This is a genomic window from Lelliottia nimipressuralis (assembly GCF_041464075.1).
Taxonomy (GTDB): Bacteria; Pseudomonadota; Gammaproteobacteria; order Enterobacterales; family Enterobacteriaceae; genus Enterobacter; species Enterobacter nimipressuralis.
This window is the reverse complement of record NZ_CP167172.1, coordinates 993,356-1,007,260: the sequence shown is the minus strand read 5'-3', so window position 1 is coordinate 1,007,260 and position 13,905 is coordinate 993,356. Positions and strand designations below refer to the sequence as shown.

Sequence of the window (13,905 nt, the reverse complement as noted above, 5' to 3'; positions counted from 1 at the left end):
TCATATTTGTGAAACAAGTCACAAATCATCCACTTTTTGGTGGTGAATTATGCTTTAACGACAGAGACCAAAACCGCGCATTCCGAGGTGAAAATGGTTGGCGTGCGCCGCGTTATACTCCGGCCCAAGCCCGTTACCGTAGTAATCGCAGCTGGCACTCAGCAGCGCGCGCAGCCAGGGCTGTGTTTTGTCGTTGCGCCAGCCGCGCAGCACCGTCACCCGCTCGCCGTCTGCCAGCTGGAACGCGCTGATATCGAGCGCTTCGGCGCTGGCATGTTCGCTGCGACGCGCATCAGGCCGGTTATAGATATTACGACAGGCAAAGCTGCCGAGATGCTCCACGCGCGTCAACGGGCTGCCCATCATCGTCTGAGTGAGCGGCCGGGCCTTTTGATGGATAAACAGCGCGGAACTCAGGGCCAGCGGGCAGCTGGCGATAAAGCTGCTGCTCAGGGAGACCGGGCCGAAACTGCGCACCCGCACGACGCCGTTGAGCGGGCACTCTCCGGCACTGTCCGCCAGCGCCTGGGTCTGGATGAGCTGTTTTTGATTGGCCTGCTCCAGCAGAGTGACACAGGCTTCGGGCGTCAGGCGACGCAGCTTGAACTGGCTGATTTTCCCCGGCGGATCGTCGAGCGAAAGCGGGGTAAACGGGTTGTAATACGACGGCAGCCAGCGATAGCCCATCACCGCCGCGCCCACCACTATCAGACAAACCAGCACACTTTTCCCTCGCACAATCCCTCCTCGTGAATAGCTCAAAACATTATGGCAGAAGGCGGCGAAACCCACAGAACATCGTGGTATGTTATGGCCTTTGATGAGTCAGACTGGAAGAAAGTGAAGATGGCGAAGCAGCGGGTAGGAATTGTTTTTGGGGGAAAATCGGCAGAACACGAAGTGTCGCTGCAGTCGGCCAAAAATATCGTTGATGCGATTGATAAGAGCCGTTTTGATGTCGTACTGCTGGGGATTGATAAGCAGGGCCAGTGGCACGTAAACGATGCCAGTCAGTATCTGCTGAACGCAGACGATCCGGCGCATATCGCGCTGAATCCATCAGAGATCAGCGTTGCCACCGTCCCAGGCGTCGTGCAGGGCCAGCTGATTAACGCGGGGAATGCGCAAGCGCTGTCGCAGATTGACGTGGTTTTCCCGATTGTACACGGTACCCTGGGCGAAGACGGTTCCCTGCAAGGGATGCTGCGTATGGCGAACCTGCCGTTCGTCGGCTCCGATGTCCTTGGCTCTGCGGCTTGCATGGATAAAGACGTGACCAAACGCCTGCTGCGTGACGCCGGGCTGAACATCGCGCCATTTGTGACGCTCACGCGCGCCAATCGCCAGCGCTACACCTTTGCCCAAATCACTTCTCAGCTCGGCCTGCCGCTCTTCGTAAAGCCGGCGAACCAGGGCTCTTCCGTTGGCGTCAGCAAAGTGACCAGCGAAGCGCAGTTCACCGAAGCCGTGCGTCTGGCGTTTGAATTTGACCACAAAGTGGTGGTTGAGCAAGGGATTAAAGGCCGCGAGATCGAGTGCGCGGTACTGGGCAATGATTTCCCGCAAGCCAGTACCTGTGGCGAAGTGGTGCTGAACAGTGATTTCTACTCCTACGATACCAAATATATCGATGATAAAGGGGCGCAGGTAGTGGTCCCGGCGGTGCTGGATCCGGAAATCAATGACAAGATCCGTGCGATCGCGATTGAAGCCTATCAGGCACTCGGCTGCGGCGGAATGGCGCGCGTTGACGTGTTCCTGACGGCAGAGAATGACGTGATCATCAATGAAATCAATACGCTGCCAGGGTTTACCAATATCAGTATGTACCCGAAACTGTGGCAGGCGAGCGGTATCAGTTATCCGGATTTGATCACCCGTCTGATCGAACTGGCGCTGGAGCGTCATGCCGCTGACAGCGCCCTGAAAAGCTCCGTAAACGGTTAATCCGCTTTTTCGGCGCTCTCGACCGTTTCCGTCGTCGACTCTTCAGGTCGACGGCGGATAATAAAGCCCGCCAGCCAGAAACTGATCACCCAGGTCACCAGCCCTACCGCATAGGTTTGCCAGCCTTTCGCTTCAAATCCCAGCAGCCCAACGACACCGTTAAGAATAAAAATCAGGCCAATCGCAAAGGCGTAATAATGCCAGTCACGGCGTAGTTTGGCAGACAGCTTCATGGCAACTCCGGCAGAATAAAAAGATATCCTCTCACAGTTTTCTCATGCGGTCTGTGGCGGATGCGGAAAATCTTAAATGCGTCGCAATTTAACTTAAGTCAGCAAAATGTGATGTAAGACATAAATTGCTAAACCAGGAGCATTCCCTGGCCCAAATTACCACGATTCTGATATTGACAAATGCTATGACCTGTCAGACTCACCTTGTATGACTGGCACATTGCCAGAATGAAATAGGGGGAGGTTTTTATGGCAGACTTTACACTGGCGAAGCCGATTTTTGGTGGCAAAAAACCGAGAACCTCCACGTCCGGCAACATCGCCTATGCCCTGTTTGTGCTGTTCTGTTTCTGGGCAGGGTCACAGCTTCTGAATATGCTGGTGCATGCACCGGGCGTTTATGAACACCTGATGCAGGTCCAGGACACAGGCCGACCGCATGTCGAAATTGGTTTGGGTGTCAGCACCATCTTCGGATTGATTCCGTTTCTCGCAGGCTGTGCCATCCTCGGCGTGATAGCCCTGGTGCTGCGCTGGCGCCGTCATCACTGACGTTTAGTTCAGTGACATACAGCGAGCCCGACGATCGTCGACGCGTTTCGCGAACCACGCCGTGGTGAGATTGCGCGTGATCTTCGGGCTTTCAAGCTGAATGCCAGGCAAAACTTCTCTCGGCAACGCGTTGCCACTCTTCTGCTCGGCCAGCTTAAACACCTGCTGATAAAGTTCCGTTTTCTCAAATGCCAGGCTGTCCCCTTTCTCCAGCTGACGGCGGATCTCGCTATTGCTCATGTCCAGTTTGATCGCCAGTTTGCGCACCGCCTGCTCGGTTGTGCCCGCCTCGCTGCTGCCATAAGCAATCAGATCGCCATCCAGTGCCAGCTTCGCCCCCGTCGCGCGGTTTACCGCATTCTGGAAAGCGGCGTTACGGCTGGCATACCAGCCCGCATTGAAATCAGCAAAACGATACAGCGGCGCGCTATAGTTGGCGGGATAATTAAGGAGATGGTAAGTGCCGAACCACAGCCCTCCGCGCAGAGAAAACACCTCCTGGCGCACCGTGCCGTCGATTTCCCACGGATAGCCGCGGGTATGTTTCTCGGCAAAGTCGATGCTGACCTGCATCGGGCCGCCCGTGTGCACCGGATTCAGCGAGCCAAACAGCTTCTGCCCCATCGGCACCATATCGATAAAATCATCGAAAATGGCGCTCAGCTGTTTCTCGGTTTTAACCGTATCCAGCCGCTCGCTGTAGCTTTTGCCGTTAGGCGAGGTGATTTTGAGCGCCGTGTGGACGAGGAATACCGGGATGTGCATTTTTTCTGCCCGGCGGTCTATCTCCTTCCAGGCAATTTTGTTAAGCCCAGGCACCGCCGGATCGGACTGGTACATGGACTCTTGCTGCGCCACCGCCAGCACCGAGCAGATATTCTCCTCGGTCGGGGCAATCTTCTGGCTGTCGAAGGTTTTCGCCAGCACGATTGCCCAGTCGTCGCGATCCTTGACGCTCGCGGGCATCTTCTGACGCACCACGCTTGCCACATCAACAGGCTTTTCGCCCTTTTTCAGCGGCGCGGCACCTTTGTCGGCGCATCCGGCCAGCACGAGAGCGGCCAGCAGTGATAAGGGTAACGCGCGTGGCACGGCAAATGGCATAGCAACTCCCTGTTTTAACCTAATGTGTTGGTCACTTCCTGCAAGTTCTGGTCGTCCAGCTCGCGTTCGAAACTGCGCAGACGCTTATAGATCGACATCAGCTCAACCAGCGTAGTCCATGAAGCAATCAAATACTGGAAAGAACCGCGAACCTGACCGAAAACGTTGTTGATCTGTGTCATCAGACCGAGCGTAATCGTACCTGCGACAATCGACGGGAACAGCAGGAACAAACCGAAAACGCTATCAACCTGCAAATATAAGATGCGGGCGATGTTGAAATACATGTAGTGGAAATAGAGGCGGAAGTAGTTGCGACGCACCGCGCCAAACAGCTCGCGAACGGTCGGCGGTGAGGCGCGTTCGGGGTCATCTTCCCCGTAGACCAGCTCTTTACGGTAGGCAGCTTCCACGCGCTGGTTTTTGAACTCCAGCCCCGGCAGTTTTATCCCCACCGCCGCCAGCAGCCCGGTCCCCATCAGCGACCAGACGATGGCAGCAATCACCAGGCCATAAGGCAGATGGCCGACAATCGGCAGCTCCGGAACGTGCGCGGAGAGCTTGACGAGCACCGGCAGAAACGCGATGAGGGTCATAATGGCGTTGATAAAGCTCACGCCCATATCTTCCAGCGTGGAGGCGAAACGCATCGTATCTTCCTGCACACGCTGCGCGGCACCCTCAATATGACGCAGCTGCTGCCAGTGCGCCATATAGTGTTCGTTCATCGCGGTACGCCAGCGAAAGACGTAGTGGCTGACGAAGAAGTTATTCATGACACCGATAATGACGGCGATTAGCGCGATGCCGAGGAAAATCCCGACTTCATGATAGAACTGATTGATGGTGACCTTGTGCGGGGAACTGAGCGCGGTCTGAATCAGATCGTAAAACGGCGCATACCAGGCGTTGACCGCAACGCCGACCTCCACCAAAAACCAGGTAACAAAGATGATTAGCGCTGTGCCGAGAATCGACCAATACTGCCAGCGATGCGGCGCATAGCTGAACCAGAACAGGGCAAACAGCCCTACGCACAGCGCATAGTAGGCGTAAAACAGCAGATAGCTGAGGGACCAGAAGCGCGCCGCGCTGATAGGCACATCGCCCGTTGCGCCGGTTATGCGCTCAATCCACGCACCGCCGCCCGCCTGCCAGAAAATGACGGCGATCAGCGCCCAAATAAACGCCGAGAGAAAAAAGGGTCCCGGCTTTGGGAAAAAAGACTTAAACATGGTGCTTCCTTCTTGTTGTTATGGCGTTGCTGTGTTCAACAAAATACCACACGAAAAACTCGCCACGCGCCGCTCACCGGTGCGTGCAGAAAAAATAGACCTGTGGTTTATAGGTTAGTTCGCCTGCCACCCGGCAAGAATTGTTTCGGTGAGTTTCACGGTGGGCGCATTACCCGGTGCGCTAAGGGTGCCCCAGACCTCGTTATAGTGCTTAATCAGCACCTGCGCCTCGGCCGCCGGGCGATGTGCAGTGGTATGCGCATCTTCTGCCACCGTGATGTGATAGCCCCGGCTCACGCCATTTTTGAGGGTGGTGTCCACACAGTAGTCGGTTGCACACCCGCAGATGATAAACTGTTGAATACCGTGTTCTGTTAACAATGCTTCGAGCTGAGTGCGATAGAACGCATCGCAGGCGGTTTTGGTGACATAAAACGCCCCCGCTGGCTGATGCAGTTCAGGCAGCAACGCAAAACCTTCGCTCCCCTCCTCCAGTCCACCCGCTTCGATGTGCTGAATAAATATCACCGTATCGGCGGCGTGCGTAAGCTGATTGATTCGCGAAACGCATTGTTCGCGTTGAATACGAGGCGTCGCAAACACGCCCTGCTGCATATCGACCACCATCACCACACGTTTTTCAGCCATCACCGTCTCCGAAGAATTGAGTCATACCAGCCCCTATCATAAGCCCGATGTCACAAAACAGGAGACTGATTGCAACGAAATTGTTCTTATTTACCCGTGGTTACGTTTTTCCCGCTATCGTTATGCAATTCGGCCCTTTGCACCGCGCCGTTTAGTAGTATAAATACGCATTACTTCTTTCATTCACTTCATGGATGCTTTTCGTTGAAACGTTGTCTGCTTTCCTTCGCCGCGCTGTGTGCGGTGAGCCTAACGTCTGTCCAGGCTGCCCAGCCGCTGACGGCACCTGTTTTCGCTTCTGATATCGCGGACCGCTACGCCAATCTTATCTATTACGGCAGTGGCGCAACGGGTATGGCGCTGGTCGTGATTGATGGCAATCAGCGTGTGTTTCGCAGTTTTGGTGAAACGCGTCCTGGCAGCAATGTCCGTCCACAGCTTGATTCGGTCATTCGCATTGCCTCTTTGACCAAGCTAATGACCAGCGAAATGCTGGTGAAGCTGCTCGATCAGGGCGTAGTCAAACTCAACGATCCCTTAAGCAAATACGCACCACCAGGGTCGCGCGTGCCTTCTTATCAAGGGACACCGATTACGCTGGTGAATCTGGCGACGCACACCAGCGCCCTGCCGCGTGAACAGCCCGGCGGCGCGGCGCATCGCCCTGTTTTCGTCTGGCCGACGCGCGAACAGCGCTGGACCTACCTGACAAACGCCACGCTGAAATCCGCGCCTGGTGCTCAGGCCGCCTATTCGAATCTGGCGTTCGATCTGCTGGCCGATGCGCTGGCGACGGCATCGGGAAAACCTTATACCCAGCTGTTTGAAGAGCAGATCACACGGCCCTTGGGGATGAAAGACACCACCTTTACGCCGTCTCCCGATCAGTGCAAGCGCCTGATGGTGGCGGAGAAAGGGGCAAGCCCGTGTAATAACACCCTGGCAGCGATTGGCAGCGGCGGAGTTTACTCCACGCCCGGCGATATGATGCGCTGGATGCAGCAGTTCCTCTCGTCCGATTTCTACGCCCGCAGCAATCAGGCCGATCGCATGCAGACCCTGATTTATAAACGCAATCAGCTTCATCGCGTGATTGGGATGGATGTCCCAGGCAAAGCCGATGCGCTGGGCATGGGCTGGGTCTATATGGCTCCAAAAGATGGACGTCCGGGTATTATTCAAAAAACGGGCGGCGGCGGCGGATTCATCACCTATATGGCGATGATTCCGCAGTCGAATGTCGGTGCGTTCGTGGTGGTCACCCGCTCACCAAATACCCGGTTTATCAATATGAGTGATGGGATCAATAATCTTGTGGCCGAACTGAGCGGAAATAAAGCCCAGGTCGTTCCCGCATCCTGATCGAATTAATATTCTGCGGGCAAACGGTTGATGCTAACCAGTTTGCCCCGGTTCATATTAATATAATTACCCTGGCGTAAAGCCGACAACACCTCCGCCACAACGGAACGCGAAATACGCGTACTGCGCTGAATATGATTCATCACACCAATTTTAGAACGCAGTGTTTCATCCCATTCCGCCATATCCAGTAGCATGGCACGAATCTGGCTGTAGGAGTTATTTCCGACCAGCTGCATATCCCGCTTTTCTAATATTCTATTTATCCATGACAGCCAGCAAAATGCGTCATGCCAAAGATGAGATTGCTGAATAAGTTGACGTGCTGTGGCGGCCGGAAGATAAAAACCGCTGCAGGATGAGTGTGCCACCATCGTATATTCCTGCTGATGTTCCATCATTCCCGCCGTGAGGCCAAGAATGAAAGGGGTCGTCACTATTCCGAGGAGAAGATCGTCGGGCCGACGATGGATTGCCACTATTCCCGTCTGTATGACAAAGGTATGTTGTTCTTTATCGAAGCATTCATGGTAAATAATATTATGCGCAGAGGCTTTAAAGGGTGTGCTCTCGGCTTTCAGACATTGCTCGAGCCGTTTAAATTCAGAAAGGGGTTTCGCATCAGGATTCATACAGACCTCAAGCTATCCTTACTTATCGGTGCTGTTTCATTATTGTCGTTATAGTTAAAAACGCGGGGAGAGGAACCTCCCCGCAATTCAGGCATTACCAGGTGTATTTCACACCCAGATTTGCGCCCCAGTTTTGGTCAACATCGCCGCCACCAAGATAATTAGCTTCCGTATAGGTGCTGAAGTTTTTGGTGAAGCTGAACTGAGTGCCCAGGCCAACACGCACAGCAGACCCTTTCACGCCGTTGTCGATGCTGTCGCCGTTGATATCCGCATCGTTACTTGCATCGTCATAAACGTATGCCAGCGTGAAGTGCGGAGTCAGTGCCTGCTCGCCACCGTAGTTGAAGGTATAGCCCGCATCGATACCTGCTTCATAACGCATGCTGTCGTAGGACTGACCGTCCATACGCATGTCGTTGCTCAGCTGATAATCGTCGCCCGACTGGAATAGCCCAGACACAGCGGCGTACGGCGTGACATAACCAGAAGTATTTGGTTTCCAGTCGTAGCCCAGTTTCAGACCGAAGCCCCAGGCATCCGTAGTGGTGTTACCGTCCACATACTGGCCGTTGCTCATGGTTGCAGAGAGATCGTTATTGAAGCGGGTATAGCTCAGTGAGCTATCAATAAAGACATTGTTAGCAAAGTACGCGGATGAGTAGATCATCGCCGTCTGGCTATCCTGATCAACCTGACCAGAATGATCGCTCACGTCGCCTTTCGCGAAGCCTGCTGCACCACCCAGGATCCATTTGGCGTTATTGCCGTCAATCTGCGTGTCCAGACCGACCATTACGCCGTTAACATCCTGATCGTAGCTGATTTCGCCGTTATCGCCGTCGAAGTTGCCACCGAAGTAGCTCACCCACGCGCCGCCTTTGTCTGCCAGGCCATGACGGCTGTTGGTCAGACGGTTACCCACGGCGTCCTGCTCCAGGTTCCAGATATTGGTATTTGCAGAAGGAATGCTGAGCGCCATGTTCGCGTAGTCAGTCAGCTCTTCCTGATGCAGCACCACGCTGTCGCCCTGCTGCTGCGCCTGGTAGGTATAAGCGCCCAGATCGGCTTTGTTGGCTGCGGTGAAGGTCGCCTGTGTGTCTGCATTGTTGTCATAGACGCGAATGACTTCATTGCCTTTATAGTCAGCAATGGAACCTGCACCCGTTGCATTGTCGATACGCACTTTGTAGTTACCTGCGGCTTCGCCGTTCACCGCCAGGTGACCGTCGGAGTTCAGCGCAACCACGCCGTAGTCGTAATCGGCTTTGCTCTTATCGTTGGTAACGTAACGAGCGTTGTTCAGATCGGAATTCAGCACGTAGTCACGGCTCGCCACGTTCAGCACACCGCCATCCGTCAGCACCATGTTGTGCGTATCAACCTGACCCAGACCAAGCGCCAGTTCCGCACCGTTATCCACGGTAATGGTGTTGGCATACAGCTCAGCGGTCTCTTCCGTCAGCGCAGCCTGGCTGTAGCTGTCGAGATAGAGACTGTTTGTTGCCACGCCACCGCTATCGCCAATATTCAGTGATGAGCCGTTGGTGAGGGTGATGCTGTCAGCCAGCAGGCCAGAGTTTTCAACATTGACCTGTGACTGGTTTTTCACCGCCAATGTGTCGATGTTGGAGAGCTTACGCGTATCCCACTCAGACGCGTTGTCCAGAGTGATGTTAAACAGGCCGCTCTGATAAACCTCTTCACCGGCGACATGGGAATTAGTATCGAAGGTAGAATCTGGCCAGATGCTATTTGGTGACAGCGTAGTCCAGTCAACGCCGGTATAACCCAGACCGTACATTTGTGCAGTACCGATAGCTTCAACGCTGGACTGTGCTGCGCCAACCCACTTACTGCCGTTGGTTAAGGTCACATCCAGTTTATCGGTGCCATCCCAGCCGTTGGTGGTTGGGTTATAGACGCCATCGTCTGTCGTATCCGTCGCCGGATCGCCGTTCTCAAAGAAGTTGTTATCGAAGGTGCTGGAGAACAGGATGTCGCCTGTAACGGTGGAGTGATCAAACGTCGCGGTAGTCTGCATGGCGTTGTCTGAACCGCTTGAGGAAACGATCAGCGCTGCATCGTCCGCCGCTGTGGCATTGGTTTCGCCATAGTCACTCGGCTTCGCACTTTGGCCATAAAAACCGTTGGTCCCCAGATCGCTGTAAGCACCCGAAGTCAGCACGGAATCTTTCACCACCAGCGTATCCGTAAAGACATGGCTGTTATTCGCTACACCTTCGACGTCATCATAAGGCGTATTATCAATCTGCTGATAACCCTGGGTCAGGGTAATGCCCGCAACGTGGGAGTTATTCTGGATAACGATATCGGACTCAGTGTCCAGCGTAATGGCATTACCTGCGGCATAGGTATCGAGATAATGGGTTTCGGTTTTATCACCATTCACAACGTCATAAGCATAATGCTCATAGGTATCATTGATGGTGGAATTATCTACCGTCAGGCTGAAACGATCGTACTGAGAATGTATCGTACCGTCCGCATCTAATCCCTCTGCACAGGTGTCAGACTTGCACTCAGAGGTGATCATTCCATTGATGGTGCTGTTTGAAATGCTCAGCGCATTGGCACGACCACCCACACCATCGTCCAGATAGTACGTGGAAATAACGCCATTCACGGTGGATTTATTGATGACAGGATAAATATCGCCATCGTGGCTGGCGTCTGAATATCCCCAGTCTGCATACCCATCAAACCAGGGGGTAGAGACCGTGTTGTCATAGCCGAAGGTATTATATGTTGTACCGGAAATGTCCTTAGCATTAGCCTGAGAAGCGATAGCCAGCGTGCAGGCTAATGCAATTTGAGATACGGCGAGTTTCTTTTTCCATGTTTGCATTGAGTCAATCCCTCCTCAGGGACGTAAGCAAGTTTGTCCGTAAAAACACAAGTGCAACTAAATATCGTGCGGTGGGAATTATGCGACCTCACTTCAAAAAGGTTCAATGAATGATTCCATTAAGTCCGTATCCAGACAAATAACAAAAAGAGTTCTGCAGATATAAATAAGAAATTATCAAAACGTCATAAACACAATGAATTACACGCGTTTTCACCCATATTAATTAATATATTTATGCCCAATGAAATATGTCAGAAAAATAGGAATGGCAGCACTAAGAAATATCATGAATAAATTAAACGCTCTGCTCAGGTTACTTTCAAATAGAGAATAACCGGATGCCCTTGCTCTACTGGCAACATTTTTCCCTGCACTTCTCACCGCTTTTCTAACAAAACCACCACTTTCGTAAAACAGCGAACGGTCATTTCAGGTACAATATGCGCTATTGTTCTACAGACATCAGGCATCCCATGACCGATTTAATTGCACGTCCCCGTCGCCTGCGCAAATCCCCCGCGCTGCGCGCTATGTTTGAAGAGACAACACTCAGTTTGAACGATCTGGTGTTGCCGATTTTTGTTGAAGAAGAGATCGATGACCACAAAGCCATCGACGCCATGCCGGGCGTTATGCGCATTCCGGAGAAACACCTGGCGCGTGAAATTGAGCGCATTGCCAACGCGGGCATCCGCTCGGTGATGACCTTCGGGATCTCGCACCACACGGACGCCACCGGCAGCGATGCGCTGAAGGAAAACGGTCTTGTGGCGCGCATGTCACGTATCTGCAAAGAGGCCGTGCCGGAAATGATCGTCATGTCCGACACCTGTTTCTGCGAATACACCTCTCACGGCCACTGCGGTGTACTCTGCGATCACGGTGTGGATAACGATGCCACCCTGATTAACCTCGGCAAACAGGCCGTCGTTGCTGCCGCAGCCGGCGCGGATTTCATTGCGCCTTCAGCGGCAATGGACGGTCAGGTGCAGGCGATTCGCCAGGCGCTGGACGCGGCTGGATTCACCGATACCGCGATCATGTCCTACTCCACCAAATTCGCCTCTTCCTTCTACGGCCCGTTCCGCGAAGCGGCTGGCACTGCACTGAAGGGCGATCGCAAAACCTATCAGATGAACCCACTCAACCGCCGCGAAGCGATCCGTGAGTCCCTGCTGGACGAAGCCCAGGGTGCCGATTGCCTGATGGTCAAACCCGCCGGGGCGTACCTGGATATCCTGCGCGACATCCGCGAACGTACCGAGCTGCCGCTGGGTGCCTACCAGGTGAGCGGCGAATACGCGATGATCAAATTTGCCGCGCAAGCGGGTGCGATCGATGAAGAGAAAGTGATCCTCGAAAGCCTGGGCGCGATCAAACGCGCGGGCGCAGATCTGATCTTCAGCTACTTCGCACTGGATCTGGCCGAGAAGAAAATCCTGCGCTAATGCCCCCATGTGCCGGGTAGCGGCTTCGCCCTGCCCGGCCTGTTCCTGTCCCTACGAAACTTCATCAAACTGCCATACAAACGACATCGGGTGCTTCTACTGTCTCGGCAAGACGACAGGAGAAACCATCATGTTCAGTCTCGATAGCGTTCTTGACGATCTCTGGCCTCAGGCGAAGCCCGCCCCCTGGCAAAAAAGCCTGTTAAAAAAGCTGTTCTACGAAGACGAGTTCCAGCAGTTCGCCGCCCGACACCGCCACCTGAAAGGGCTGGATATGGTGGAGCAGATTCTGGAACATCTGGATATTCTCTGCACTCTCTGCGCACGCGACCTCGAACAGATCCCCGAATACGGCCCGCTGGTTATTATGGCCAATCACCCTACCGGCACGCTGGATGGTCTGGCGCTGCTGTATGCGGTTTCCCGCGTACGTCGCGATGTGAAAGTGGTCACCAATCGAATGCTGACGCACCTCGAACCCCTCAGCTCGCTGTTTATCCCGGTGGACAACATGGGTGGCAAAACGGCGAAATCGTCGCTCGTGCAGATGGAAAACCACCTGCAAAACGCAGGTGTGCTGATCTTTTTTCCGGCAGGCGAAGTCTCACGCCCGACCCGCAAGGGTATTCGCGATAAAAAGTGGCATTCTGGCTTCATCAAACTGGCCAGCAAGCTGCGCGCGCCGCTGCTGCCCGTTCATATTCAGGCACATAACAGTTTACTGTTTTATGCCTCCACGCTGGTCTCACCGACGCTTTCGCTGCTGCTGTTAATGCAGCAGATGTTCCGCCGCCGCCACAGCACCTTACCGATAAAAATCGGCCAGCAGATTCCCTGGAGCCACTGGTTCAGTTCAACCCTTTCACCCCGTGACATGGCCGAGCAATGCCGCCAGCACGTGATGCGTCTTGGCAAGGGATTGCCAGGGAGGTTCAAAACCCAGTGCGCTATCGCCCGCCCGGAAGATCGGGCCACGCTAAAACGCGAGCTGGCGCTGGCTGAATGCCTCGGTAAAACCGCCGATGGGAAAGGGATTTATCTGTGGCAACGCAACGGACAAGAGGACGCGCCCCTGCTGCGCGAACTGGGGCGTTTACGTGAGATCGCCTTTCGCGCCGTGGACGAGGGCAGCGGTAAGCGTCGCGACACCGACAGCTACGACGATGATTATCTGCATCTGATCCTGTGGGATGACGAAGAGCTGGAAATTGTCGGCGCCTACCGCTTTATCCCCACCGCAAAACAGCTTGCGCATCATGGGCTTGACGGTCTGTACAGCTACAGCCTGTTTCACTACGACGACAAAATGCAGGACGTGCTGGAGCACGGCATCGAGCTTGGCCGCAGCTTTATTCAGCCGCGCTACTGGGGCCGCCGTGGACTGGACTATCTATGGTCAGGAATTGGGGCTTATCTGGCGCGTTACCCGCAATATCGCTATCTGTTCGGCCCGGTGTCCATCTCCGGTGGTTTGCCTCCCGCCGCGCGCGATCTGCTGGTGGCGTTTTACCGTCTGTGGTTCCCGGCCAGTCACCCGCTTGCCGCCTCCCGCCAGCCCTACCCGGCATCATTACCTGATGTTCTGGCGCAGTTTGGCGGCGTGAATTACGTCGAGGATTTAACAAAGCTCAAGTCGCTGCTCGGGAATCTGGGCTGCGGCATTCCCCCGCTCTACAAACAGTATTCCGAACTGTGCGAGCCAGGCGGCGTGCAGTTTATCGATTTCGGCAGCGATCCGGCGTTCAACAACTGTGTGGATGGGCTGGTGCTGGTGGATTTATGCTATCTGAAGGCGAACCGGTATCAGCGGTATATTGAGGCACATCTTTAATTTTTTTGCCGGGTGGCGGCCTCCCCCTACCCGGCCTGTAA

12 protein-coding genes are annotated in these 13,905 nt (G+C 54.2%); 5 read left to right on the top strand and 7 right to left on the bottom strand.

Features of this window, described 5'->3' with window-relative positions:
* Window positions 1–54 precede the first annotated feature (54 nt).
* Window positions 55–738 (bottom strand): extensin family protein, encoded by a 684-nt coding sequence (locus ACB496_RS04685; RefSeq protein ID WP_231276375.1) that lies wholly within the window; start codon window positions 736–738, stop codon window positions 55–57.
* Window positions 739–846: 108 nt separating this feature from the next.
* On the opposite strand from ACB496_RS04685, the gene ddlA reads away from it, so the two are divergent.
* Window positions 847–1,947 (top strand): D-alanine--D-alanine ligase, encoded by a 1,101-nt coding sequence (ddlA, locus tag ACB496_RS04680; protein WP_102104414.1) that lies wholly within the window; start codon window positions 847–849, stop codon window positions 1,945–1,947.
* Here ddlA and ACB496_RS04675 read toward each other — a convergent pair.
* Entirely contained in the window at window positions 1,944–2,180 is a 237-nt protein-coding gene (locus ACB496_RS04675; protein ID WP_100777459.1) for a DUF2754 domain-containing protein, read from the bottom strand. The two genes, ddlA and ACB496_RS04675, sit on opposite strands and share 4 nt — an antisense overlap.
* Before the next feature lie 249 nt (window positions 2,181–2,429).
* On the opposite strand from ACB496_RS04675, the gene ACB496_RS04670 reads away from it, so the two are divergent.
* On the top strand, window positions 2,430–2,732 hold the full coding sequence (locus tag ACB496_RS04670; protein ID WP_100777460.1) for a DUF2755 family protein: 303 nt from the start codon (window positions 2,430–2,432) through the stop codon (window positions 2,730–2,732).
* Window positions 2,733–2,735: 3 nt separating this feature from the next.
* On the opposite strand, the gene ACB496_RS04665 is transcribed toward ACB496_RS04670, so the two are convergent.
* From ACB496_RS04665 to ACB496_RS04655, 3 genes are all read right to left on the bottom strand, one after another.
* Entirely contained in the window at window positions 2,736–3,836 is a 1,101-nt protein-coding gene (locus tag ACB496_RS04665; protein WP_371974579.1) for a DUF1615 domain-containing protein, read from the bottom strand.
* A gap of 14 nt (window positions 3,837–3,850) precedes the next feature.
* Window positions 3,851–5,071, bottom strand: coding sequence for a peptide antibiotic transporter SbmA (sbmA, locus tag ACB496_RS04660; protein ID WP_371974578.1), 1,221 nt, complete (start codon window positions 5,069–5,071; stop codon window positions 3,851–3,853).
* Window positions 5,072–5,185: 114 nt separating this feature from the next.
* On the bottom strand, window positions 5,186–5,719 hold the full coding sequence (locus tag ACB496_RS04655; protein ID WP_371974577.1) for an isochorismatase family protein: 534 nt from the start codon (window positions 5,717–5,719) through the stop codon (window positions 5,186–5,188).
* 204 nt (window positions 5,720–5,923) lie between these two features.
* Here ACB496_RS04655 and ampH point away from each other — a divergent pair, with 204 nt between their 5' ends.
* Window positions 5,924–7,081 (top strand): D-alanyl-D-alanine-carboxypeptidase/endopeptidase AmpH, encoded by a 1,158-nt coding sequence (ampH, locus tag ACB496_RS04650; protein WP_102104333.1) that lies wholly within the window; start codon window positions 5,924–5,926, stop codon window positions 7,079–7,081.
* 5 nt (window positions 7,082–7,086) lie between these two features.
* Here the strand turns inward: ampH and ACB496_RS04645 are convergent, their stop codons facing one another.
* The gene (locus ACB496_RS04645) at window positions 7,087–7,713 is read right to left on the bottom strand and encodes a helix-turn-helix domain-containing protein (RefSeq protein ID WP_102104334.1); all 627 of its coding nucleotides are present in this window, start codon (window positions 7,711–7,713) and stop codon (window positions 7,087–7,089) included.
* 94 nt (window positions 7,714–7,807) lie between these two features.
* Entirely contained in the window at window positions 7,808–10,582 is a 2,775-nt protein-coding gene (locus tag ACB496_RS04640; protein WP_371974576.1) for an autotransporter outer membrane beta-barrel domain-containing protein, read from the bottom strand.
* A gap of 476 nt (window positions 10,583–11,058) precedes the next feature.
* Here ACB496_RS04640 and hemB point away from each other — a divergent pair, with 476 nt between their 5' ends.
* Together hemB and ACB496_RS04630 are read left to right on the top strand one after the other, a co-directional pair.
* Window positions 11,059–12,033: a porphobilinogen synthase gene (hemB, locus tag ACB496_RS04635; RefSeq protein ID WP_371974575.1), complete on the top strand. Its 975-nt coding sequence runs from the start codon at window positions 11,059–11,061 to the stop codon at window positions 12,031–12,033.
* Window positions 12,034–12,163: 130 nt separating this feature from the next.
* Window positions 12,164–13,864 (top strand): lysophospholipid acyltransferase family protein, encoded by a 1,701-nt coding sequence (locus tag ACB496_RS04630; protein WP_371974574.1) that lies wholly within the window; start codon window positions 12,164–12,166, stop codon window positions 13,862–13,864.
* Window positions 13,865–13,905: the final 41 nt, after the last annotated feature.

Excerpts from the sequence above, each read along its gene's own strand:
- ACB496_RS04630 (WP_371974574.1), top strand. The coding sequence starts at position 12,164 with ATGTTCAGTCTCGATAGCGTTCTTGACGATCTCTGGCCTCAGGCGAAG.
- hemB (WP_371974575.1), top strand. The coding sequence starts at position 11,059 with ATGACCGATTTAATTGCACGTCCCCGTCGCCTGCGCAAATCCCCCGCG.
- ACB496_RS04655 (WP_371974577.1), bottom strand. The coding sequence starts at position 5,719 with ATGGCTGAAAAACGTGTGGTGATGGTGGTCGATATGCAGCAGGGCGTG.
- ACB496_RS04670 (WP_100777460.1), top strand. The coding sequence starts at position 2,430 with ATGGCAGACTTTACACTGGCGAAGCCGATTTTTGGTGGCAAAAAACCG.
- ACB496_RS04645 (WP_102104334.1), bottom strand. The coding sequence starts at position 7,713 with ATGAATCCTGATGCGAAACCCCTTTCTGAATTTAAACGGCTCGAGCAA.
- sbmA (WP_371974578.1), bottom strand. The coding sequence starts at position 5,071 with ATGTTTAAGTCTTTTTTCCCAAAGCCGGGACCCTTTTTTCTCTCGGCG.
- ACB496_RS04675 (WP_100777459.1), bottom strand. The coding sequence starts at position 2,180 with ATGAAGCTGTCTGCCAAACTACGCCGTGACTGGCATTATTACGCCTTT.
- ACB496_RS04640 (WP_371974576.1), bottom strand. The coding sequence starts at position 10,582 with ATGCAAACATGGAAAAAGAAACTCGCCGTATCTCAAATTGCATTAGCC.
- ddlA (WP_102104414.1), top strand. The coding sequence starts at position 847 with ATGGCGAAGCAGCGGGTAGGAATTGTTTTTGGGGGAAAATCGGCAGAA.
- ACB496_RS04665 (WP_371974579.1), bottom strand. The coding sequence starts at position 3,836 with ATGCCATTTGCCGTGCCACGCGCGTTACCCTTATCACTGCTGGCCGCT.